The sequence below is a fragment of the Umezawaea endophytica genome, from assembly GCF_025061645.1.
Taxonomy (GTDB): Bacteria; Actinomycetota; Actinomycetes; order Mycobacteriales; family Pseudonocardiaceae; genus Umezawaea; species Umezawaea endophytica.
Map to the genome: position 1 here is coordinate 57,056 of NZ_JANYMP010000013.1, position 23,059 is coordinate 80,114.

General features: G+C 74.8%; 15 protein-coding genes. 7 read left to right on the plus strand and 8 right to left on the minus strand.

Annotated features, from left to right (window positions below; all coding sequences use genetic code 11):
* Positions 1-27: 27 nt before the first annotated feature.
* Entirely contained in the window at positions 28-480 is a 453-nt protein-coding gene (locus NZH93_RS25830; RefSeq protein ID WP_259625785.1) for a nuclear transport factor 2 family protein, read from the plus strand.
* Here NZH93_RS25830 and NZH93_RS25835 read toward each other — a convergent pair whose 3' ends face one another.
* Positions 481-834 (minus strand): YybH family protein, encoded by a 354-nt coding sequence (locus NZH93_RS25835; protein WP_259625786.1) that lies wholly within the window; start codon positions 832-834, stop codon positions 481-483. It abuts the gene before it with no gap.
* 71 nt (positions 835-905) lie between these two features.
* Between NZH93_RS25835 and NZH93_RS25840 the strand changes: the two genes are divergently transcribed.
* Complete coding sequence (locus NZH93_RS25840) at positions 906-1,790, plus strand: LysR family transcriptional regulator (protein ID WP_259625787.1); 885 nt, start codon at positions 906-908, stop codon at positions 1,788-1,790.
* On the opposite strand, the gene NZH93_RS25845 is transcribed toward NZH93_RS25840, so the two are convergent.
* From NZH93_RS25845 to NZH93_RS25865, 5 genes are all read right to left on the minus strand, one after another.
* Positions 1,753-3,156, minus strand: coding sequence for an FAD-binding oxidoreductase (locus NZH93_RS25845; RefSeq protein ID WP_259625788.1), 1,404 nt, complete (start codon positions 3,154-3,156; stop codon positions 1,753-1,755). The two genes, NZH93_RS25840 and NZH93_RS25845, sit on opposite strands and share 38 nt — an antisense overlap.
* Positions 3,149-5,023 (minus strand): ABC transporter ATP-binding protein, encoded by a 1,875-nt coding sequence (locus NZH93_RS25850; RefSeq protein ID WP_259625789.1) that lies wholly within the window; start codon positions 5,021-5,023, stop codon positions 3,149-3,151. The genes NZH93_RS25845 and NZH93_RS25850 overlap by 8 nt, the downstream gene beginning before the upstream one ends.
* Positions 5,020-7,887: a type 2 lanthipeptide synthetase LanM family protein gene (locus NZH93_RS25855; RefSeq protein ID WP_259625790.1), complete on the minus strand. Its 2,868-nt coding sequence runs from the start codon at positions 7,885-7,887 to the stop codon at positions 5,020-5,022. Before NZH93_RS25855 ends, NZH93_RS25850 begins: the two co-directional genes overlap by 4 nt.
* Positions 7,888-7,896: 9 nt before the next feature.
* Positions 7,897-8,082: a DUF6229 family protein gene (locus NZH93_RS25860; protein WP_259625791.1), complete on the minus strand. Its 186-nt coding sequence runs from the start codon at positions 8,080-8,082 to the stop codon at positions 7,897-7,899.
* A gap of 68 nt (positions 8,083-8,150) precedes the next feature.
* Complete coding sequence (locus tag NZH93_RS25865) at positions 8,151-8,897, minus strand: AfsR/SARP family transcriptional regulator (RefSeq protein WP_259625792.1); 747 nt, start codon at positions 8,895-8,897, stop codon at positions 8,151-8,153.
* 206 nt (positions 8,898-9,103) lie between these two features.
* Here NZH93_RS25865 and NZH93_RS25870 point away from each other — a divergent pair, with 206 nt between their 5' ends.
* The 5 genes from NZH93_RS25870 (at position 9,104) to NZH93_RS25890 (ending at position 21,414) form a co-directional block, all read left to right on the plus strand.
* Positions 9,104-9,958 carry a DUF4132 domain-containing protein gene (locus NZH93_RS25870; protein ID WP_259625793.1) on the plus strand — a complete coding sequence of 285 codons (855 nt, stop codon included), beginning with the start codon at positions 9,104-9,106 and terminating at the stop codon, positions 9,956-9,958.
* Complete coding sequence (locus tag NZH93_RS25875) at positions 9,955-14,790, plus strand: hypothetical protein (RefSeq protein ID WP_259625794.1); 4,836 nt, start codon at positions 9,955-9,957, stop codon at positions 14,788-14,790. Before NZH93_RS25870 ends, NZH93_RS25875 begins: the two co-directional genes overlap by 4 nt.
* Positions 14,787-15,938: an ATP-binding protein gene (locus tag NZH93_RS25880; RefSeq protein WP_259625795.1), complete on the plus strand. Its 1,152-nt coding sequence runs from the start codon at positions 14,787-14,789 to the stop codon at positions 15,936-15,938. Before NZH93_RS25875 ends, NZH93_RS25880 begins: the two co-directional genes overlap by 4 nt.
* A gap of 284 nt (positions 15,939-16,222) precedes the next feature.
* Positions 16,223-19,672, plus strand: coding sequence for a DUF5682 family protein (locus NZH93_RS25885; RefSeq protein ID WP_259625796.1), 3,450 nt, complete (start codon positions 16,223-16,225; stop codon positions 19,670-19,672).
* Entirely contained in the window at positions 19,669-21,414 is a 1,746-nt protein-coding gene (locus NZH93_RS25890) for a hypothetical protein (RefSeq protein WP_259625797.1), read from the plus strand. The genes NZH93_RS25885 and NZH93_RS25890 overlap by 4 nt, the downstream gene beginning before the upstream one ends.
* Here the strand turns inward: NZH93_RS25890 and NZH93_RS25895 are convergent.
* Together NZH93_RS25895 and NZH93_RS25900 are read right to left on the minus strand one after the other, a co-directional pair.
* The gene (locus tag NZH93_RS25895) at positions 21,337-22,371 is read right to left on the minus strand and encodes a hypothetical protein (protein ID WP_259625798.1); all 1,035 of its coding nucleotides are present in this window, start codon (positions 22,369-22,371) and stop codon (positions 21,337-21,339) included. The two genes, NZH93_RS25890 and NZH93_RS25895, sit on opposite strands and share 78 nt — an antisense overlap.
* Positions 22,372-22,401: 30 nt before the next feature.
* Complete coding sequence (locus NZH93_RS25900; RefSeq protein WP_259625799.1) at positions 22,402-22,794, minus strand: hypothetical protein; 393 nt, start codon at positions 22,792-22,794, stop codon at positions 22,402-22,404.
* Positions 22,795-23,059 lie beyond the last annotated feature (265 nt).

Here is a 23,059-nt window from a genome sequence, read left to right on the forward strand (position 1 = left end):
ACGTTCTCAACCACCGAGAGGCCGACCATGAGCGACCGACCGCCCCTGCCCCCGTTCACGGAGGAGACCGCGCTGCGAAAGGTGAGGGCGGCCGAGGACGCCTGGAACACCCGCGACCCGGCGAAGGTCTCGCTCGCCTACAGCGAGGACTCCGTGTGGCGCAACCGGGACGCGTTCGTCCGGGGCCGCGCGGAGATCGTGGCGCTGCTGACCGCGAAGTGGGAGCGCGAACTGGACTACGCGCTGCGCAAGTCCCTGTGGACGTTCACGGGCAACCGCATCGCCGTCCGGTTCCAGTACGAGTACCGCGACGCGGCGGGCACCTGGTACCGCAGCTACGGCAACGAGAACTGGGAGTTCGACGAGCACGGCCTGATGACCCGCCGCGAGGCGAGCATCAACGACGTGGTGATCCAGGAGTCCGAGCGCCGCATCTTCGGACCGCGCACCGACGACGAGCCCGACCTGCCCCTCCGGTAGCTAGGGCTGGACGAACTCCGGCTGGTCCAGCAGCCGCAGCCAGCTCCCGTCCGGCTGTCGGCGGACGACCTGCGCGCGGGCGCCCGCCCCGTCCCTCGGCGGGGTCGACGTGAGGGCGATGTCGCCGCTCACCAGCGTGGGCAGCGGCTCCTCCTGCTCGAAGCGCGGCCCGTTGGCCAGCACCCGCTCCCACAGCACCTGGATCGCCGCGCGCCCGACGGTCCGGCTGCCGGGCGGGTAGGCCAGCACGGCGTCCTCCTCGTACAGGGCCGCGACCCCCGCGGCGTCGCCCGCGTTGGAGCGTTCGACGAACAGCCGGGTGATGTCCTCTGGTTTGAACGCCTTCTCGGTCATGGCGTCCAGCCTGGTAGCGGCTCGACCAGAAGTCCAACAGCTAGTTCTTCTGGGAACTAGTATCTGCGTTCATGGACCTGAGGCAGCTCGAGTACTTCGTCGCGGTCGCCGAGGAGCGCAACTTCACCAGGGCCGCCGAACGCGTGCACATCAGCCAGTCCGGTGTGAGCGCCCAGATCCGGCAGCTCGAACGGGAACTCGGCGCGGAGCTGTTCGACCGGTCCTCCCGCACCGCGACCCTCACCGTCGCGGGCAAGGCCGCGCTCGACCACGCCCGAGCGGCGCTGGCCTCCGCGAACGCGGTCAGCCAGGCGGTGGGCGAGGTGACCGACCTGATCAGGGGCAGGCTCACCGTCGGCATGGTCATCGGCTGCACCGTCACGCCGCTGTTCGACGCGCTCGCCTCGTTCCACCGCGCCCACCCCGGCGTGGAGGTGTCGCTGCTGGAGGACAACTCCGACCGGCTGGTCCAGGCCCTGCGCGACGGCTCGACCGACCTCGCGCTGGTCGGCACGGCCACGACCGCGCCGCCGGGCCTCGAAGCCGTGACGATCATCAGCGAGCGCCTGGTCGCCGCCGTGCCCCCGGACCACCCGCTGACGGCCCGCCGCCGGGTCGCCCTGCGCGACCTGTGCGCCCACCCGCTCGTGTGCATGCCGCCGGGCACCGGCCTGCGCACGGTGTTCGACCAGGCGTGCGCCGCGCAGGACCTGCACCCCGTCATCGGCCTGCGGGCGAGCGCCCCCGACGCCATCGCCGACCTCGCCGCCCGCGGCCTCGGCGTCGCCGTGCTCAGCGAGTCGATGGCCGCGCACTACCGCGACCGCCTGACGGCCCTCCCGATCGCCGACGTCACCGCGCACGCCCTGCTCTGCCTGGTGTGGCGCGACTCCCCCGGCCCGGCCCTGCGCGCGCTGCTCACCCACGCCCGCCGCGCGTTCGGGACGACGCGCTGACGTCGACCAGGACGTCGGGCGGCACGGACTGGGCGAACCGGAAGAAGTTCTCCGGGTCGTAGGCGACCTTGACCGCGCGCAGCCGATCGGCGTTGCCGCCGTAGTAGGCGGACATCCAGTCGCCGAGCGCGGGGTCGGGGAAGTTCGCGTAGGCGCCGCCGGTGCCCCACGGGTGGACGACCGCCCAGCTCCGGGCGAGCCAGTCCTCCGCCTCCCGCCCCCGCCGGGCCGCGCCGACCGGTCCCACGAGGACGGTGTGCTTGACCAGGTAGGTCGCGTCCCGGTGCGGGAAAGCGGTGGCGTGCGGGGAAACTCGGCCGTACGCGCCGCGCCACGGGGTGAAGGCGACCTCGCGGAGTTCGCCGGGTGTGCGGCCCGCGACGAGGTTGGCCAGCAGCCCGTGCACGGCGTCGTCCGGCAGCGCGCGGTCGAAGAAGCCGGTCTTGGCCGTGCACATGCCGGGCCGGTCGTGCACGAGCGGGAGGTCGACCGCGTCGTGGGCGACGGCCGAGGCCGGGGTCGCCTGGAGCAGCACCGCCTCCGCGGCGCTCAGGTGCTCGACCTCCACCAGCCGGGGTTCGGCGACCCCGTCGAGGAACTCCCGGAGCGCGTCCACGGGGGCCGCGCCGACCAGGAAGACCTCCGCCTCGCCGTCCGGGTGGTCCGGGACGAGCAGCACCAGCTCCAGCGACACCTCGTCCTCCGCGAACGGCGCCCAGCCCAGCCAGCGGCGGATCAGCTCGGGCGCGTCCCGCCACGGCCAGGCCAGCCGGACGTGGGTGCGCGCCACCGCGGGCACGGTCGCGAAGGTGGCCTTCGTGACCACGCCGAAGTTCCCGCCGCCCGCGCCGCGCAGCGCCCAGAACAGGTCGGGCTCGCGGTCGGCGTCCGCGACGACCACCCGGCCGTTCGCCAGCACGACCTCCGCGGCCACGAGCCGGTCGCAGGTCAGGCCGTGCGCCCGGCCGTGGCTGCCGAACCCGCCGCCGAGCGCCGACCCGACCAGGCCGACCGACGGGCAGGAACCGCCGGGCACCAGGCGCCGCGTCGACGCCAGCCGGGCGGCCAACCGTCCAATCCGGACACCCGCGCCGACCGTGACCCGCCTGCGGTGCACCGCGATGGAGTCGGCGGGCGAGAGGTCCAGCACCAGCCCCTCGGTGCTGGAGTGGCAGGCGTTGCTGTGGCCGCCGCCGCGCACCGCGAACGGCCAGCCGTTGCGCCGGGCCGTCGCCAGCGCCTCGACCACGTCGTCCGCGTCGGCGCAGCGGGCGACCGCGCGGGGCAGGACCTCGACCGGGCGGCCGATGAACTGGTTGCGCGACAACGAGTACCGCCGGTCCTCCGGGCCAACCAGCTCAAGCATCGGCGTACATCCTGGCCTGGAGGTCGTGGAGTTCCGCGTACCGGCCGCCGAGCGCCATCAGCTCGGCGTGCGTGCCCTGTTCGACGAGTTCCCCCTCGTGCAGCAGGAAGATGCGGTCGGCGTGGCGCACGCTGGCCAGCCGGTGGGTGATCAGCACGACCGTCCGGTCCTCGGCCAGCGCCCGCAGCGACTCGTAGACGGCGAACTCGGCCTTGGCGTCCAGCGGAGCGGTCGGCTCGTCCCAGATCAGCAGCGGCGCGTCCCGGTAGAGCCCGCGGGCGACGGCCAGCCGCTGCCACTGCCCGCCGGACAGCTCCTGCCCACCGCGGAACTGCTTGGACAGCACCGTGTCCCACCCGTCCGGGAGCCGGTCGACGACTTCGTCGGCACCCGCCTGGAGCGCGGCACCGCCCAGCGCCGTCCCGGCCGGGTCGACGCGGTCGTGCCTGCCGACGCGGACGTTGGCGCGGGCCGTGTGCGGCCACCGGATCGGGTCCTGGAACACCATCATCACCCGCTCGGCCACCCCGGCCCGGTCCAGCAGGCGCACGTCGCGGCCGTCCCAGCGGACCCGGCCGGACGTCGGCTCGTACAGGCCCGCGATGAGCTTGGCGAGGGTGGTCTTGCCGGAGCCGTTCTCCCCCACCAGCGCGATGGTCTGGCCGCGTTCCACGGTCAGCGACACGTCGTGGACCGCCGGTCGGGTGTCCGGGCTCTCGGGGTAGCTGAAGGCGACCGCGTCGAGCTGCACCCGGCGCGGCTCGTCGACGACCCCCTCCGCCCGCGGCGGCACGGCGGCCGACTCCAGGAACGCCAGGTAGTCGCCGACGTACAAACCCTGCTCCACCAACTGGTTCGCCGCGAGGACGAACCGGTTCAGCGCCGTGGTCGCGGCCCGGATGGAGATCACCGCCGTGCCCGCGACGGCGAGCGGCACCCACGAGGCGTGCACCAGCAGCCCGAGCACGACGTACGTGGCGGCGAGCCCCGCGCCCGCCAGCGCCCGGCCGATCCCGCGCACCCGCGCCTGCGCCACGCCGCGGCGGACGTCCTCGTCCCGCAACGGATCCGCGACGACCCGGTACTCCCGCAGCACGAACGGCTCGGCCTGGCACGCCCGGATCTCGGCGGCGGACTCCCGTTCGGTCGCGAGCTGCGACACCATCTGCACCCGCCGGTCCAGCACCACGGCCCGCGCCATGCTCGTGTACGCCAGCAGGGCCGCCCGCTGCACCGCCCAGCCGTCGGGCAGCACGGCCAGCAGCAGCACCGGCAGCAGGACCGGGTGCAGCACGCCGAGGCTGCCGACCGCCGCGGCGATGCCGAACACCGACCCCGTCAGCTCGACCAGGTTGTCCGTAGCCCGCTCCAGGAAGAACAGCCCCCGGTCGCGGGCGCGGTGCAGGCGGTCGTAGAACCCGGCGTCGTCGAACGCCGCCAGGTCGGCGCCGAGGCTGGCCGCGTACAGCCGTTCCTCGGCCAGTCGGCGCACGGCGGGCGTGATCCGGGCGTGCGCGTGCGCCACCCCGATGTCCATCGCCCCGCGCACCGCGTACGCCGAGCCGACGAGCAGCAGCGACGGCAGCGCCGCCACCACCCGGTCCGCGGTGGGCCCGGCGGCCAGCAGCTCCGTCAGCACCCCGGCCGTGGCGAACAGCCCGAACGCCGCCGCCAGGCCGGAGCACACCTGCATCACCGCGATCACCGCCGCGGGCCCCGGCGCCGCGTCCCGGATCATCCGCACCACCGGCCAGGTGACCGCGGGAAGCCTGCGGACCACGTGCCGCGGTGCGTCGGGCGGGCCGCCGTCGAGCTGCCAGTGCGGGGTCTCCAGCGCGTCGTCGCGCGGATCGGGCTCGGCGGTCACGAGTCCGCCCCACCGAGCAGCAGCACCGACGGCAGGTCGCACTCGGGGTGCATGCGGAGCAACTGGTAGGCCACACCGCCGGAACCGGACATCAGGCTCGGCGAGTACACCTCGCGCGCCAGCCCGGTCGTCACGCCGTGCTCCTCGACCCCGCCGAGCACCACCGCGTCCAGGCTCTCCCGGTCGTGGCCGGGAGCCGCGCCCGATTCCCGGCACGCCGAGGTGGTGAGCAGCTCCCACACCCCCAGGTCGCCGTGGCACAGGGTGTGCGTCCAGCCGAACCCGTCGCGCGGCGCGCTCGCCACGGCCCGGCGCAGCACGTCGGCGTGCCGGTCGGCGGCCGACGGGCGGTCCCTGGCCAGCAGGTCGGCCGCGGCCAGCCCGACGCCGACCGCGCCGTGGCACCACGCGGCCACCAGCGACGTCGGCTCACGGGGGTCGCGCCAGCCCTCGCGGTCGGCGTCGTACCAGGTCTCCTCGAACGCGGCCGCCGCGTCGGACAGCACGGCGAACCTGTGCTCGCCGGTGGCGACGGCGAGCCGGGCGAGCGCCCAGCCGATGCCGGTGGACCCGTGCGCGAAGCCGCCGATCCCTCCCGACCAGTTCGCCACCGACCAGGAGGCCTGGCCTGGCGCGGGCCGCAGCGCGTCGGCGACCAGCTTGTCGCCGACCCGCACGGCGAGGTCCGTCCAGCGGTCGTCACCGGTGCGCTCGGCCAGCAGGAGCAGCGGCACGATCGCGCCCGCGTGGCCGACGACGAGGTCGGGACCCTCGCTCGCGTCGATCGCGGCGGGGAGCTGGTCGGCCAGGAACAGGGCGTCGTCCAGGGAGTCCACGCCGAGGCGGTCCAGCGTCAGCCAGCACCACACCTGCGAGCCCAGCCCGATGTACCCACCGGCCGGATCGGGGCGGCGACGGGTGTGGGTGGCCTGCTCCGCCCACCACCGCTGGGTGAGGCGGGCCGTCCACAGCGTCCCGTCGAGCACGTCCGCGACGCCGTCGACGGTGTCGGCCCGGCCCGCCGCGACCTCGTGCAGGTACCCCGCCAGCAGCACGGCGACGCCGAGCGTGCCGCCGTACAGGTCCGGGGTGAGGGGCGTGGTCTGCCAGCCGTCGCGGTCCAGGACCGGCGCGAACCACGTGACCGTGCCGTCCCGGCCGCGCACCGACTCGGCCCGCACCTCGCGGACGAGGTTCGCGGCCAGCGCCCGGCGCCGCTCGTCCAGCTTCGACGGGTCCGGCCGCGGCAGGGTCATCCGGCCGAGGTCGGGTTCGGTGCCCTGGTTCAGGTACGCGCTGACCAGGGCGGCCCGCGTGACCCGGCGTTCCAGGCCGAAGTCGGCCTCGCGCCACCGCCGCAGCGCCGCCGCGACCTGGTCGACCCGCGGCCCGCACACCGTGCCCGCGGGGGTGTGCAGCCAGCCCTCGGCGGGGGTCGTGGTGAAGACCGGGATGTCACCGTCGAGCAGGTCGGCGACCTCGGCGGCGTGCACGGCCGCCTCGGCGGGGCCCCTGGTGTTCATCGAGTGCCTGGCCAGCAGCGCCACGGCCTTGCGCTCGGCCGCGACGTGGTCGTGCAGGCCCACCGGGTGCCACAGCATCCTGGCGAGCTCGGTGTAGGACTCGGAGTCGCGGACGACGACCCGGACCACGCAGTGCGCGAACCCCGCGAGCAGCGGCTCCAACTCGCCCGCGTGGTCCAGCGCGGAGATCCGCGAGGCCATCTCGTCGAAGCCGGCGAGCACTCCGCCCCAGTGCCGCCCGAGCTGGGGGCTCTCAGCAGGAAGGTTCTGCGTCGGCCGGAGCTGCTGCGGCACGATCTCGATCCGCGCCTCGTCGGTGCCCGCGCCCACCAGCTCGGGCAGCCCGACGTCGGGCTGCTGGTCGGGCAGCATCCCCATGGCCGACCCGTCCACGCCCCGCCAGCCGAGGCCCGCGCCCCGTCCGGGCAGCAGCCCGGTCCGCAGCACGGTGCCGGTCAACTGCTCGGCGACCAGGTCGGTGGCCTCGCCCGCGCCGGTCGGCGGGTGCGGCGGCAGCGGCGTGAACACGCTCTCGCAGTCCACGACCACCGGGACCGGGCCGCAGGCGATGATGTTCTCCGCGTGCAGGTCGGTGCCCGACACCAGCCTCATCACCGCGAGCCAGTGGCCGAGACCGCGGTAGAACGCGGTCAGCTCGCCCTCGTCCGCGCAGTACCGGTGGGCGACGTGCTCCGCCCAGCCGTAGGAGTCGCGGACCAGGGCCCTCGGCACTCGGATCGGGGTCCGGTCCCCGGCCGTCAGCACCTCCAGCAGCGCCGCCAGCTCGGCGTCGACCTCCATCGGCCGGGGCTTGTGGACCACGGTCCCGCCCGCGCACCGCAGCAGCGCGACCGTGTGGCCGCCGCGGTGGCTGTCACCGGCGCCGATGTCGACTGCCAGCAGCTCGCCGACGTCCCCGCCGACGAGGTCGCGGAGGTCGTCGCGGTCCGCGGCGAACCGGACGGCGAGCGCTAGCGCCGCGGCGCACCGGTTGTCGACGACGACCCGCAGCCGGTCGAGCAGCGTCGGGTAGTGCTCGGTCAGGCCGGTCCAGAACGCGGGCCCGGACGCGGTGCGGACGAACTCCTCCCACCGCCCGGCCGGGTCGGGCGCGGTGAGCCGCCCGGTGACGCGGGCGGCGTTCAGCTCCAGGACGAGCAGCCGGTTCACCTTGCGCCGCACGGCGTCCAGCACGACCGCGCGGGTGGCCTCGACGAGCACGACCGCCTCCGCGCCGTCGAGGTCGGCGATCCCGGCCAGGCTGTCGGCCAGTCGGTCCAGCGCGGGGCCGATGAGGCCTTCCAGGGTTCGGTCGAGCGCGCCGACCTCGACGGTGGTCATCACGGGTGGTCAGCAGCAGACGACCGGGCGTGACGCCGTGCACGCCGAACAACGGCTGCCGGGCGGGTTGCAGGCGACGATGTCGCCTTCGGCGAACTCACCGCTCGCGAACAGCGGACCCGCCGGGCTGTCGTCGAGACCGGCCCTCCAGCGGGCGACGGTCTCCTCGGCTTCGAGCAGGGCTGTGGCGGTCATTCGGTTCTCCTTTCCTCGTGGGAGACGGGAGGGTAGGCACGCGGCGCATACACCGGCGCATACAGACCTCAGCCGTCCGCGCCCGTGTGCCGGATCGGGTCGAGCAGCTCCGCCGTCGCCGGGCTCGGCCGGACCCCCAGCTCGACGTCGAGCACCAGGGAGAGCTGCCGGTAGGCGTCCAGCGCCTCGCTCCGACGGCCGGTCGCGACGAGCGCGAGCAGCAACTGGTGCCACAGCCGCTCCCGCAGCGGGTGCTCGACCACGAGCCCCTTGAGCACCGGGACGAGGTGGTGCTGGTGCCCGAGCGCGAGCCGGACGTCGACCAGTTCCTCCGTCGCGCACATCCGCAGGTCGTCCAGCACGATCGCCCGCGACTGGAGGGCCGCAGGGACCGACACCCCCTCCATCAGGTCGCCGCGCCACAGCCTCAGCGCCTCGGCGAGCAGGCGCGCCGCGTCGACGTCCTCACCGCTCCCGCGTCGGTGGCGACCCTCGCGCACGAGGTGCTCGAACCACAGCGCGTCGACGCCGGTACGGCCGGTGACCAGCGCGTATCCGTCTTCCAGCGTCTCGATGCCCGGCCCGGCCGCGGACGGCAGGAGCCTGCGCAGCGCGGCGACGTGGGACCGCACGTTCGCCGCGGCGGACGCGGGCGGGTGGTCCGGCCACAGCCCGTCGATGATCCACTCGACGGGCAGCCGCCGGTTCGGGCGCAGCGCCATCATCCCCAGCAGCACGCGCGCCATGCGCCGGGCCGGGCGGAGCACGCCGCCACCCGCCCGGACCGAAGGCCGACCCAGGACGAGCACAGCCATCCCCATCTCCTTGTCAGTCCACTGTGGACATAACCTCGCGTGCCCCTCACGCTGCTATGAGAGCCCCCGGCGGCGGCAGATACAGCGTTTCCGAAACCCGCTCCGGGATCACGCGGAGGTTGCGAAGAACGCGAGCGGCGAAAATTGTCGGTGCTCGTGGTTACCCTCCGGCTCGTCACCTAGAAAACCGATTCGCAGGAGGAACCGTGGGCTGGCTCGACGCCGCGTCCGGGTACCAGGTGCGGCTCGCGGAGAACGGCAAAGTCCAGTGCCGCAACGGCAAGGGCAAGCTGCTCTCCTCGACGCCCGCGTCCATCAAGGACGATCCGCAGGTGGTGCAGTTGCGCCAACTCGCCGAGTGGCTGACACGCCACGAGGCAGAGTGCCTGTCCGCCGTGGACGGATGGATGGTCCGCTCACTGCCCGTGCCCACGACGTTGCTCACCGAGGTGTGGGCCGACGCCGCGTGGGCCGCCGCTCTGCGTGACCTCGTGGTCACGGCGGACGGCGAAACCGGGTTCCTGCGCGATGTCGACGCGGAGAAGGGCCTCGGCGTCGTCACCCTCGACGGCGACACCGTGCGGATGAAGCCCGAGGTGGTGTCGATTCCGCACCCGGTGCTGCTGGAGGACCTGGAGGAGCTGCGCGAGTTCGGCGCGGAGCTGGGCGTCGAGCAGAAGGCGCAGCAGCTCTTCCGCCAGACGTTCGCCCGGCCGGAGGCGCTCCCGGCGACCAAGAACTCGGTCGACGACTACTCGGGCGGCAAGTTCGAGCAGCTCAACCACGCGCTCGGCCGGTGCCGCACGCTCGGCTACCCGGTGCGCGGCGGTGACGCGGTGTACTCCGCGTTCGAGGACGGGCGGGTCGTGGAGGCCCGCTACTGGATCGGCTCGGACTACCCCGAGGGCGAGACGTGGACCGGTGAACTGCGCTGGACGCTGGAGAACGGAACCACCGTCCCCCTGTCCGACGTCGGACCGGTCGCGTGGTCCGAGGGAATGCGCATGGCCTCGGCGATCCACGCCGGCCGCGTCGTCGAGGAAGCGGTGGTAGCACCATGAGCAAGGCACTGATCGCCGCCGGGGCCGTCCTGCCCGGCACCCGGGCCGCGGGGGAAGACCGCGACACCATCACCGCCCGGCACTACACGCACCCCGGTCTCGGCGACCGCGTGGTCGTGCGGCTGGTGCCCGCCGTGCTCGGCCGCGCCGAAGACCTGACCAGCGAGTACCTCGGGTTCGGCGCTCCCGTGCGCACCGCGGAGGTGGGCACGGGCAGACGCAGCGCGCTCGGCTTCCCGGCGTGGGCGCTGGTGAACGACCCGGCCAACGCCCACCACGCGCTCAACCTGGTGAAGGACGTCGAGCGCCTGGCCCGCACCGCCCGGTCGCGCGCCGGTGCCGCGAAGGACGGCTTCACCAGCCTGGGCGTGATGCTCGGCCGTTCCGCGCCGCACTTCCTGCCGACGTTCTACGAGCAGGCGGGCCGGATCTTCCTGGAGCACGGCAACCCGACGTACGCGGCGAGCATGTTCGGCAAGGCGAGGGAAGCGGAGGAGGTGCACGACCTCAAGGTCGACCCGGAGCGCACCCGTGACGTGTTCCTGGAGTTCGCGTTCGCCGGGGCGCTGACCGCGAAGGCCCTGTCGGCGCACGCCAAGGGGTTGGCGCGCAAGCACGACGGCGGCTCCGCGTACGAGCTGTTCCTGACCCTGTGCGTCGAGCGCACCCGAGGCGGCCTGCCGCCGTACACCGGCATGCCGGAGGACCTGCGGCGGCTGGCGAAGGTGGCGAAGCTCGACGTCGCCGCCGAGGACGAGCGGCTGCTGCGCGCCATCCTGGACAGCTCCGCGGTCAACCGCGCGGGCGTCGGGTTCTGGAAGTCCTACCGCGACGCGTTGATCTCGCTGGCGAAGCGCGACACCGAGATCCGCCACCTGCTGCTGACGTTCGTGCCCGCCTCCGCGAGCGCGCTGGACACCTGGTTCGGCATCCTGGAGGCCTGCGGCGCCACCAGCGGTCTGACCGGGCCCGCTGGCGAGGTCCCGACCGTGCCCGCCCAGTGGCTGTCGTCGGTGCTCGCGGTCCGCGCCTCGGAGTGGCGTTCCGTCGGCCGGTCGACCGTGCTGCTGGACCTGGTGGAGGCGATGGCGGGCAGGCTCGCCGCGGACGCCGTGCCCGTCGCGGCGCTGCGCGGCTGGCGGCAGGGCGAACTCGACGTGCTGGACCTGCTCGCCGCCCACGACGTCCCGTTGGGCGCGCCCGACCGCGACGACCAGCAGTACGACGTCTCCGGCTGGCTGTCCGACGACCTCCCCGGCCGCCGCGACCTGACGGCGCTCGCCGCGTCCGAGGCGTTCTGCCCCGGCCTCGGCGGCGGGGTCGTCGCCCACCTCCGCTCCAGCGCCCGGCACGGCGTGGCCGACACCGAGGTGCTGCTGGGCGTGCTCGCCGTGCCCGGTCTGCGGACGGCGCTGCGCCACTGGGTCGCCGGTAGCGCCGCCAAGATCGCCGCCACCGGTCTGCCCGGCCTGGCGCACACGCTCGAAGCGCTGTCCGTGGTGCGGCTGCCCGAGGCGTTCGCGGACGTGCCGGAGGCGGCCGAGACGATCGCCGCCACCGACGTCGCCGCCGCGCTGCACACCACGCTGCGCACCGGCCTGTTCGACGAGATCGGCTGGCCCGCGCTGGAGGAGGCCTACGCCAAGCTGTCCTCCGCGGGCAACAAGGACGACGGCATCACCGTGTGCGGCGAGGGCTGGCCCGCGCTCGTGCTCAGCCGCGGCGGCACGTTCATCGTGGTCGGCCCGGACGGGATCCTCGCCGAGCACGTCTCGCGCGTCCCCGCCGACACGAAGGTCACCTGGTCGTCCACTCCCGTCGCGTCGTGGTTCGACGGCGTGCTCCTGGTGCGCTGGCGGACGTCCGAGGGTGAGCGGGCGTACTGGAGCGACGCCCCGGAGCGGATCTTCGCCCCCACGAGCGAGTACCGCGGGTACTACAACAACGACGTCGACGCCCCGTCGATCGCGCTGCCGGACGGCGCCCGGTTCAGCGGGCAGCGGGCCGTGCACCGCGGCGACACGCAGATCCCGAACCCGGTGAAGGCGTTCGGCGACGGCGTGACGGTGTGGACCGGGGCCCGGCAGAACCAGAAGTGGTGGTGGCACGAGGTCGACCCGGCCACCGGCGAACTGGGCCGCGCCAGCCTGCCGCGCTTCCTGGAGGAGTTCACCGAGGACGGCACCAAGCTCGCGCTGCAGACCTGCGACCTGCGTCCCGCGGCCGCGGGCACCGAGTCCAGCCCGCTCGGCGCGGCCAACGGCCTGCACGGCTGGCGGATGCGCGTGGAGGCCGACGGCTCCGCGCTCGGCGAGGGGATCGACGGCCGCCGGGTCCGGCTGCCCAAGTTGACCGGCTACCCCCAGGGCATCATCGGCCTGCCGGGCGGCGGGCGGCTCGTGTTCTCCGAGTCGTACCGGAGCGTCGACCTGAGGGACGACACCGGCCTGCTGCTGGGCAACCTGAACACCAGGGAGTCGCACGCGCCGTACGCGGCGGGCACCCCGTTCCTGGTCCCCGCGGCCTGGTGGCACTCGTTCAAGGTCCGCGACGAGGCCGGGTCGACGGCGCTGCGCGGGATCACCCGCCGTGCCGTGGACGACGTGCTCGCCGTCGCGCTGGCCGAGCTGGGCCGCGAGGACCACAAGGAGCGCTCGCTGCGCGGCAGGCTCTCGTCGCTGCTGCGCGGGGAGCGCGACGACCTCGCGCGCGCCGTCGTCAAGGCGCTGCCCGGTCTCACCCACCCCGGTCTGATCGCGGGCGTCCTGGACGTGGTCCGCCGGGCCGCCAAGCAGCTCCACACGTTCCGGAGCTTCGGCGAGGTCGCCGCGGCGGCGAAGACCGTCGACCTCGCCGCGCTGGCCCCGACCGGTCCCGTGGTGACGGAGGAGGACCTGAACTCCGCGCTCGGCTGGTTCGGCGGGTACCGGTCCGGCAACAACCACGGCGCCAAGGCGACCGCGCTGCCGGAGCTGGTCTCCGCGCTCGCGGGCGTCGCGGCCGAGTCGAAGCCCGCGGGTCGCGCGCTGCCCGAGTCGTCCACCCCGGACTGGTTCGACCACCTGCCGCACCTCGGCGCGCTGGCCCACCGCGCGGCGTCGCCGCTCGTGCCGGAGGAGCACCGCACCGCGCTGGTGCTGCTGCTCCGGTCGCTCGCCGAGAGCGGCCTCGCCGACGGCACGGGCCAGTGGCGCACCGTCGGCGTGGTCGTGCCGAACGGCTCCGCCAAGCCGCTGCACCGCGTGGTGCCGGTGAGCGACGGGTTCATCGCCGTGTTCGAGGAGAACTGGCGGCACTCCCAGCACAACCTGTTCGACGGTGTCCAGTTCAGCCGGACGCCGGGCAAGTTCGCCCTGCCGGACGGCTGGTTGCTGGAGACGTCGGAGGAGGTGCGCTCGCCGTTCGACACCGAGCGGATCACCCGGTTCCTGGAGGTGCTCGCCGAGCGCGGGCCCGCGCCGTGGTTCCCCGAGGCGGTGCCCGCGCTGGTCGAGCGCACCGGTCTGGGCAGCGCGGAGGCGACGGTGCTGCTGGCGGGGCTGCCCGGCGTCGACCGGTGGGACTCGAACTACCTCAGCACGGCCGAGCGGCGGTCGCTCGACCTGTCGGCGACCGGCGCGAAGGCCGCCAAGGAACGGCTCCGGCGGCTGGGCGGCGCCTACCGCCTCCGGCTGATCGCCGCCGCCGTGCCGGACGACCCGGCCGACCTGTGGACAACCGGCCCGGCCGTGGAGGCCGTCGCGGCGGTGTGGATCGCCGCGCACGGCGTCCGCTCGCCCGTGCCGGACGACGTGCTGGTCGACGCCGCGAAGCTGCTGCCGCTGTCGCAGTCGGCCGAGTTCGTGACCGGTGTCGTCAACCCCGAGAGCACCACGTGGCTCACGACGGACGCCGACATGCGGCTGGACGGCACGGCCCTCCAGACCCAGCACACCGACGGGTTCACCGGGGCGACCCTCGTGGCCGTGCCGCAGGTGCTGCTGTGGCTGGCCCAGCGGCTCCCCGCGGGCTCGCCGCTGCGGGCCCGGCTGCCGGAGGCGCTGGACCTGGCCCGGCAGCGGGTCGCGAACCCGACGTTCGCCCTGGAGATGGGTAGCTGGCTGTCGCGGACCGACGTGGGCTCGCTGATCGGCGTCGAGATGCCTGACGCGGGTCAGGTCCTGCACCACCGCCCGTGGCTGACCGTGATCGGCGTGTCGGACCAGTACTGCCGGGTCGTCGTGAGGCCCGGCCTGCTCGGCGCGGCGGACGGCGAACTGCTGGCGGCGCTGGTGGAGCTGACGTACGCGCACAACGTGTTCCAGTCCCTCCGCCTGCTGGCGGACGAGGGCCTCACCGCGGCGTGCTCCGCGACCGCGCCCGATGGCGTCGACCCGTCGACGTACTTCCAGGACCCGACGGTGTCGGTGCCCCACCTGGTGGCGGAGGCGGCGGCGAGGTTCGGCCTGGACGAGGACGCGGCGGCGCTGTACCTGCAACTGCTGGCGCTGCCCGACCCGACGGACTCGAACGTGGCGCGGTGGACCGGGTGGAAGCCCGCCAGGCTGAAGAAGGCCCGCGCCGCGCTCGGGGCGACCGACCTGGTGCTGACGGCGAAGCGCGCCAGGGCCGGGCGCTCGCTGTTCCTGCCCGGCGGGTGGCTGCCGCTCGGCTCGCCGCACCTGCCGGTCGAGTCGTGGAAGTCGCCGATGTTCGGCTTCACCACGAACCACCCCAACGGGCTGATCGCGCCCCGCGAACCCGTCGCCGCCCTGTTCGCCCGCGCGTGGCAGCGCGTGCTCGACGGCGACGCCCCCGCCTACGAAGAGCTCAAGACCGGAGGACGCAGGTGACCGCCGTCGCCCCCAGGCAGGTAGAACCGGCCGAGGACGCCCACCACGCCGAACTGGCGTTCCTCGCCGCGTACGACGACGGTCCCCGGCCGCCCGGCTGGCGGCTCACCCCGCGCGCCGTCGTCACGTACATCGTCGGCAGCGGCGACCCGTTGGCGCTGCCCAAGGGCGTCACGGTGGACGGCGTGCCGTCGCGCATGGTGATCAGCGCGAAGTTCGTCGGGGAGCGCGCGCTCGTGGAGCGGGCCGTCGTGACGCTCGCGGGTGAACGCGGCCTGCTGCTCGTCGGCGAGCCCGGCACCGCGAAGTCGATGCTCTCGGAACTGCTGGCCGCCGCCGTGTGCGGCAGCAGCCAGTTGGTCGTGCAGGGCACGGCGGGCACGACCGAGGACCAGTTGCGGTACGGCTGGAACTACGCGCTGCTGCTGGCCGAGGGGCCCAGTCCGCGAGCGCTGGTCCCGTCGCCCGTGCTGACCGCGATGCGCACCGGCGGGGTCGTGCGGGTGGAGGAGGTCACCCGCTGCCTGCCGGAGGTCCAGGACGCGCTGGTGTCGATCCTGTCGGACCGGCGGATCGCCGTGCCGGAGCTGTCCGGCACCGCGGACGCCACCGTGCACGCCTCGCCCGGCTTCACCGTGATCGCGACGGCGAACCTCCGCGACCGCGGTGTCTCGGAGATGTCCGCCGCCCTCAAGCGGCGCTTCAACTTCGAGGCGGTCGGCCCGATCGGCGACCTCAGCGCCGAGATCGCCCTGGTCCGCAGGCAGGCCAGTGCGGCGCTGGACCGGGTCAAGGCCCCGTTCGCGGTGGACGACGTGGTCCTGGAGGCGCTCGTCACCGCGTTCCGCGACCTCCGCAACGGCGTCTCGGAGGAGGGCTGGGCCGTGGAGCGCCCGTCGACCGTCATGAGCACCGCCGAGGCGGTCTCGGTCGCCACGTCGCTCGGGTTGGCGAGCACCTACTTCCCCGGCGACCGCGACCCGCTCTCCCTGCTGCCGGGCCACCTGCTGGGCGTCGTCCGCAAGGACGACCCCGGCGACGCCGCGAGGCTGCTCGGCTACTGGGACGGCGCCGTCCGCCGCCGAGCCGAGTCGGGCTCCCGCACCTGGCGCCGCATGTGGGAACTCCGTGACGTCCTCGACGCCTGACACGTCACCGCTGGTGGGCGGGGGGGGGGGGCCCCCCCGCCCCCCCACCACGGGCCCCACCCCACTCCCCAGCACGCCCGAGGTCCCCACATGCCCTACCCGCCCGACCCCGGCCACCACGCCCCGTCTCGCACGCGGCACACGACACCGACCCGGCCGCGATCCGGAGCCACCCGCCTGAGCATCCGGATCTTTCCCTTGCTCGATAGCACTTCCGCGTCGTCCGACCGCTCCCGGCTCGGCTTCGTGGCCGAGCCGCTCCCCACCCAGCCCGAGGTGCTCACGTGACCTCCACCCCGCTCGCCACCGATCCCGCGGTGGTCGACCGGCTCGCCGACCACCGCGTCCCGCACCTGATCGGCGTCCGCCACCACTCCCCGGCGCTGGCCGCCCTGATGCCCGCCATGCTGGAGGCCGCCGACCCCGAGGTGCTGCTGGTCGAACTCCCGGAAGAGCTGGGGTCGTGGTTGCCCCACCTGGCCGATCCCGGTCTGACGGCGCCGGTCGCGCTGTCCGGCGCGGCCCGTGACGGTGGCAGTCTGGCGTTCTACCCGTTCGCCGACTTCTCCCCCGAACTGGCAGCGGTGCGCTGGGCGCACCGCAACGGCGTCGAGGTCCGTCCCTGCGACCTGCCGCTGGCGTTGCGCGGCACCGGTCACACCCGTGGTGGAGCCGGGCCGTCGCCGTTGACGGACGCGTTGCGCCGCACCATCAGCGGTCGGGACGGCGAGGACCTGTGGGACCGGCTGGTGGAGGCGGCGGCGCCCGGTCAGACCGCCGAGGCCGTGCGGCGCGCGGCGCTGCTGGTCGGCTGGGCGATGCGCAGCGACGCGGCTGGTACCGCCATCGATCCGTACGACCTGCGCCGGGAAGCCTGGATGCGGCGGGCGGTCGCGCGTGTGGACGGCAGGCGCTGTGCGGCGGTGGTCGGGTCGTTCCACGCGGCCGCCCTGCTGGACGGGCCGGAGGCCGACCCGGTCGAGGAGGTCCCGACGAGCGACGACGTGGTCACCTCGCTGGTGCCGTACGGGTTCGCGCTGCTGGACGAGCGGTCCGGCTACCCGGCGGGCATCCGCGACCCCGAGTGGCAGCAGGCGGTGCTGGAGGCGGAGGGTGATCCGGCGGCCGTGGAAGCCGCCGCGGCGGCGGTGATCGTGCGGATCTGTTCCCGTGTCAGGGAACTGGGTCATCCCGCCGGTCCCGGCGAGGCCCGCGAGACGCTGCGCCTGGCCGTCGACCTGGCCCGGCTGCGCGGTCTTCCCGCTCCCGGCCGGGGTGAGGTCGTGGAAGCGGTGCAGACCGTCCTGACGCACGCCGAACCGCTGGGCCGAGGCCGGGTCGTGGCCCGCGCGGCGGGTGACGTCCTGGTGGGCCACCGGACCGGCGTCCTGGCCCCCGGCACCCCGCGCTCGGGCCTCGCGCCCGCCGTGGAGGCGCTGTTGGCCGACCTCAGGCTCCCCGGACCGGGCAGCCGCGAACCGGCGGTGCTCAGGCTCGACCCGCTGCGGTCCACTTTGGACGCCCGCCGCGAAGTCGCGCTGCGCCAACTCTCCGTCCTCGGTGTGACGTACGCCGAGTCCACCGCGACCACGGGCGTCGGCGGCGGTGACGCGCTCACCACCCGCTGGACGGCGACGTGGACCCCGTCGACCGCCGCGACCCTGCCGGTCGCGGGCCTGTGGGGCGCGACCCTGCCGCTGGCGGCATCGGGCAGGCTGCGCGCCCGCCGGGCCGAACGGGAGGGCAAGGGCGGTCACACGCCCGCCGACGTGCTGGCCGACCTCGCCGCCGCGGCCGGGTGCGGTCTGCCGGACCTGGTCGGCGACCTGCTGGCCGACGCCGCGACCGTGCTCCCGGCCTCCGGCACCCTGCCGGACCTGCTGGCCGCGCTGGACCTGCTCGACCGCCTGCGCGCGGGCCACCTGCCCGGCACCCCCGGCACCGTCCTGGACGCCCATCCCCTGCTGGTGCGGGAGTTGGAGACCGCGGCCGTCGCGCAGCTCGACGGCCTGGCGGGGTCCGAGAACGTCGCGGACGCGCACGCGCTGGTCGAACTGGGCCAGCGCCACGACCAGCACGGCACCGGCCTGCGGCTGGCCGCGACCCTGAAGCGGCTGGCCGACGACGCGTCGCCGCTGATCGCGGGGGCGGCGGGCGCGACGCGCGTGCTGCTCGACCTCATCCCGCCGGAGGAGCTGGGCGAACGCGTGGCGTCGTGGATCGACAACGCGACCACGCCGGACCGCCGCGGCGTCCTGCGCCAGGGCCTGACCGGTGTGCTGGCGGCAGCGGCGTCTCTCCTGGAGACACCGGAGACCCTGGCACCGCTGCTGGACCGCGTGGAGAACCTGGCCGACCGCGGTTTCCTCGACCGGCTGCCCGCGCTGCGCGGCGCGTTCACGTCGATCGGCCCCACCGCGCGGGCCCGTGTCCTCGCCGTGGTCGAGGAGCGCACGGGCGACCGCGTCGAGGCGACCGGCGCCCCGGACCCGGAACTGCTGGCGATGTGGCTGAACGCCGAGCACGCCGCGCTGGCCACCCTGCGCGAGCACGGGCTGAGCCGTCCGGAAAGCCCTGTCCCACAAGTGGAATCGCCGCACGACGAGCCCAAGTCCACTGTGGACAAAGCCGAGGCGGGCTCGCTCCCCGCCGCCATCCGCTGGCGGCTGGTGCTCGGCGCCCGAGGCGACCGGCCGCAGGGCGGGGCCCGGTACGCGGCGGCCCTCGACGAGCTGTATGGCCAGGACCGGGGTGAGGGCGCGCTGCGCGGTGACGCGGGCGCCGACCGCTCCGATCCCTTCCCCGACGTGCGGGAGTGGTCGGAGGAGCTGCGCGACCTGTTCGGCGACCACGTCCGCGAGGAGGTGCTGGCGGCCGCCGCCGAGGGCGGCAGGCTGGAGGCCGCGCTGGAGATCGACCCCGGCTCGGTGCGCCCGTCCGTCGAACTCCTCCGCAGCGTCCTGTCGCTGGCGGGCGGCCTGTCCGAGGCGTCGCTGGCCCGCCTGCGCCCGCTCGTGGCGAGGCTGGTGAGGGAGCTGACCGCGCAACTCGCCACACGGGTGCGCCCGGCGCTGACCGGGATGCAACTCCCGACGCCGACCCGCAGACCGGGCGGAAAGCTGGACCTCCCGCGCACCCTGCGGGCGAACCTCGCCACCGCCCGCCGGGACTCCACCGGCCGGGTCGTGGTCGTGCCGGAGCGGCCGGTGTTCCGCACCCGCGGCCGGAAGTCGAGCGACTGGCGGCTGGTGCTCGTGGTGGACGTGTCCGGCTCGATGGAGGCGTCCACGGTGTGGTCGGCGCTCACGGCGGCGGTGTTCGCCGGGGTGCCGTCGCTGTCGACGCACTTCCTCGCGTTCTCCACCGAGGTCGTGGACCTGACGGACCGGGTGTCCGACCCGCTGTCGCTGCTGCTGGAGGTGCGGGTCGGCGGTGGCACGCACATCGCGGGCGCGCTGCGGCACGCCCGTTCCCTCGTGACCGTTCCGGAAAGGACGATGGTGGTGCTGGTCAGCGACTTCGAGGAGGGCGGCCCGCTGGCGCCGCTCGTCGCGCAGGTGCGGGAGTTGGTGACCTCGGGCGTGACGGTGCTGGGCTGCGCGAGCCTCGACGACAGCGGCAACGCCCGCTACTCGACGTCGGTCGCGGGCTCGCTGGTCGCGGCCGGGATGCCGGTGGCGGCCCTCAGCCCGCAGGCGCTGGCCCGCTGGGTGGGCGAGAAGGTGCGCGGATGATCCCCGTCGCACCCGCGGTCGTGGCGGACGTGCTCGACGCGCTCCCGCCCCGCCTGCGCAAACGGGTCGACACGGCGCTGGACCGCGCCGCCGGGTGGGAGGTGACCGTCGACGGCGACACGGCCACCGCCGTGCTCGACGGCGACACGACCCTCACCTGGACGCTGCACGGCGGCGCCCTCACCTCGGCGGCCGACCTGGTGTGCAGTTGCCTGCTCGCGCCGAAGTGCCTGCACCGCGGCATCGCCGTCGCCGCGGCCGACATCGCCGAAGAAGGCGTCAGCGAGGAGACCACCGCCGAAGGGGGCGCTCAGGAGACCACCGTCGTCGTCGCCCCGACGGCGGAGGTCCGCGAGGACGAGCGCACGGCCGCGACCGCGCTGTGGAACGCGTGCTCGACGGTGCTGCGCAGCGGCGCGACCGGCAGCGGCGCCGTCGTGCGGGCCGAACTCCTGCGGGCGGTGCACGTCGCACGGGTCGCGGGCCTGCACCGCGCGTCGGCGGGCGGCCTGCGCATCGCCGCCGCGCTCGCCGCGGCCCGCGCGGGCGACTCGTCGTTCGACCGCGAGGTGCTCACCGCCGAACTGGTCGACCTCCTGCTGCTGTGCCACGACCTGCGCGCGGGCACGGCCACGGCGGACCCGGCCGAACTGCGCGGCACGGCCCGCCGCGAGTACTCCCCCGTCGGCGCGTTGCGCCTGTACGGCCTGTGCACCGAGACCGTCCTGACCACGTCCGGCTACAGCGGTGTCGTCACGCACCTCGTGGACGACTCGGGGGTGCTCTGGACCGTCCCGGCGATCATGCCGGGCGGCTCGGAGCGGATCGCCGCCGCCGCGAGCGGGGCCGTGGCGATCGGCGAGTCCGGTCTCAGCCAGCGCGACCTCGGCCGAGGGGGGCTCCTGCTGTCCGGCGGGACGGCGTCACCGGACCGCAGGCTCGGCGCGGGCAAGGCCGTGCGGGCGGTCGCCGCGTCCGGCACGCCGTGGACCAGCGCACCGCTGGCGCCCCTGTGGGCGCAGCCGCTGGCCGAGCAGGTGGCCCGCGCGTTCCACGCCGACACCAGACCCGCGACGCACCGCCCGGCGGGCGCCGACCTGGTGTTCCTCGACGGTGCCGTGCAGGGCGCCGCCAGTGGCGCGCTGCGCGTGACCAGCGGGAACGCCCACCTGGACCTGGTCGGCGATGGCAGCCGGGCGCGGGAGAACCTGCGGGTGCTCGCGGGCGCGGGCGGCCTGCGGCTCCAGGTCGTCGCCCGGCTCCTCCCGGACCGGCCCGGCACGGCCGTGGCGCTGGCGGTCTCCGGCGAGGACCTGGCGCTGCCCGCCGACCTGCGCCACCACGTGGACCTGGGGCTGGACCGGATCCAGCGCTCGCACGTGGCGGGCGACAGCACCCGCGAACTGCCTCAACGCCCGGAGCCGACCGGCCGGGTCCCGCAGCCGGTCCGGCCGCTGGAGAACGTGCTGCACCGGGTGGCGCTCGGCGGTCGCGCCGTGGCCGCCATCGCGTCGGCGAACCGCGACGTGGCGACCCTGACCCGCACCGGCCTCACCACCACCGCGGGCCTCCTCGCCGACCTGGCGGGCACGTCCCGCGACCGGGAACGCGACGCGTTCGGCCGGGTCATCCGCGACGCGGGCGACGCCTTCCCGTTCGCCTGGCTACGGGCGGGCGTCCACGTCCGCGAGTTCACCAGGGCCGCCGCCCGCCACGCCTGGCTGGAGGTGGTCGGCTCCTGAGATCACCAACGGCGCCGAGACGGGCCTCATCGTCGAGGTGAACTCCAGCCCGGCCGGGACCACCGCGCGGCCGACGACCCGGCCCGCGGTGATCCCCACCCGGTCGAGGCCGCTCCCGAACGAGCCGTCGAGGTGCAGGACCTCGGCGGCCAGCGTCAGGTCGGTCAGGTTCGGCACGCGCCGCGGTACCTGCTCGAACCCCCAGGGGGTCGGCGGCAGGTCGGTCAGGCTCAGGCTCCGCACCTGCGGGCACGTCGCGTCGCCGGCCACGCTGAACGCCGCGCCACGGGCGACGCGCACCCGGAGCGTGCGCAGCGCGGGCATCCGGGCGAACGGGGCCAGGGCGTCGGGGCCGAACGCGCAGGCGCGGTGCTCCACGACGGCGAGGGCGGGCAGGGTGGGCAGCCCGGCCACGACGGCGGCGTCGAGATCCGCTGTCACCAGGTCGAGGAAGACCACCTCACCGGCGAACGTGGCGAGCCGGTCGACGTCCGCCCGCGTCCAGCACTCGGCGCGGTGGTGGACGCTGAACCGCCGCTCACCACCGGGCGGCAGGGTCGGGCCGACGGGGTGGAACGGCGCCAGGTCGGGGTTCGGCCCGTAGGACGACCGCCCGTCGGCGGTGAAGCGCCCCGCGGCGACGACCTCGACCACGGTCCGGTCACCGGTCTCGTCGACCACCGCGAGGTTGATCCACTCGGGGACCGCCCCGTCGCGCCACAGCGTGTCGACGACGGTGTCCGCGTCCACCGAGCGCAGGGCGAACGCCAGCGCCTCGGAGCCGTCCTCGGGGTACACCAGCCCACCCGGCCGCGGCGGGTTCCCGTCGTACGAGCTGTTCAGCCGGACCCGGAACACCCGGTCGGCGGGCAGCGCCTCCACCAGGAACTTCGCCGCGGAGGCGACGCAGCGGTCGGTCGCCTCCGCGAAACGGGCTTCGAAGGCTCCCCTGTCCACCCGCGAACGGTAGTGGACGGGGAGCGGCCGTCAGAAGTGGTCGGCCTCGGTCAGTTCGCGTTCGAACGCGTCCGCCTTCGCCACGACCAACTGGAGGGGCCGGTCGAACTCCTCCAGGACGCTCAGGTCCTCCAGGGGCACGGTGTGCTTGAGCAGGGCCACGCCGTCGACCACCGCCGCTCCGCCCACCAGCGCCTCGCCCGACAGGTCGAGCAGCCTGCGCAGGTCGATCTTGTCCGCCCGGCCGACCGGCGAGGAGATCTCCAGCCAGGCAGCGCCGTCGGCGTCGGGCACGTGGTGCACCGACACCTGCTGGGTGCGGTCGTCCGCCAGGTCGAGGCGGAAGCGCAACCAGCTCTCCGTCTCCTCCAGCACCTCGTACCGCAGCCGCACAAAGTTGATCACTTCGGTCCAGGTGGTCACCGTGTTTGTCGCCTCTCGCCCTGACCGGTCCTCACGTGGGCGAAAGCATCTCACGGCCACCAGGCGGAAGCCCGGCGGTCCGGGAACATCGGCAGGTCGAATCCGTCCGCGCCACGGGGTCGCACCGTGAGCGAGACGTCGGTCACGGTGCGCGCACGCACTCGGCGAATCGGCCTCCCACCGGCATGTCTACCGGCCGCGGACCACGCTTCGCGGGACGATTCCCACCGGCGCGGGGCGCACTTCCCCGGCTGACTAGGGTGGT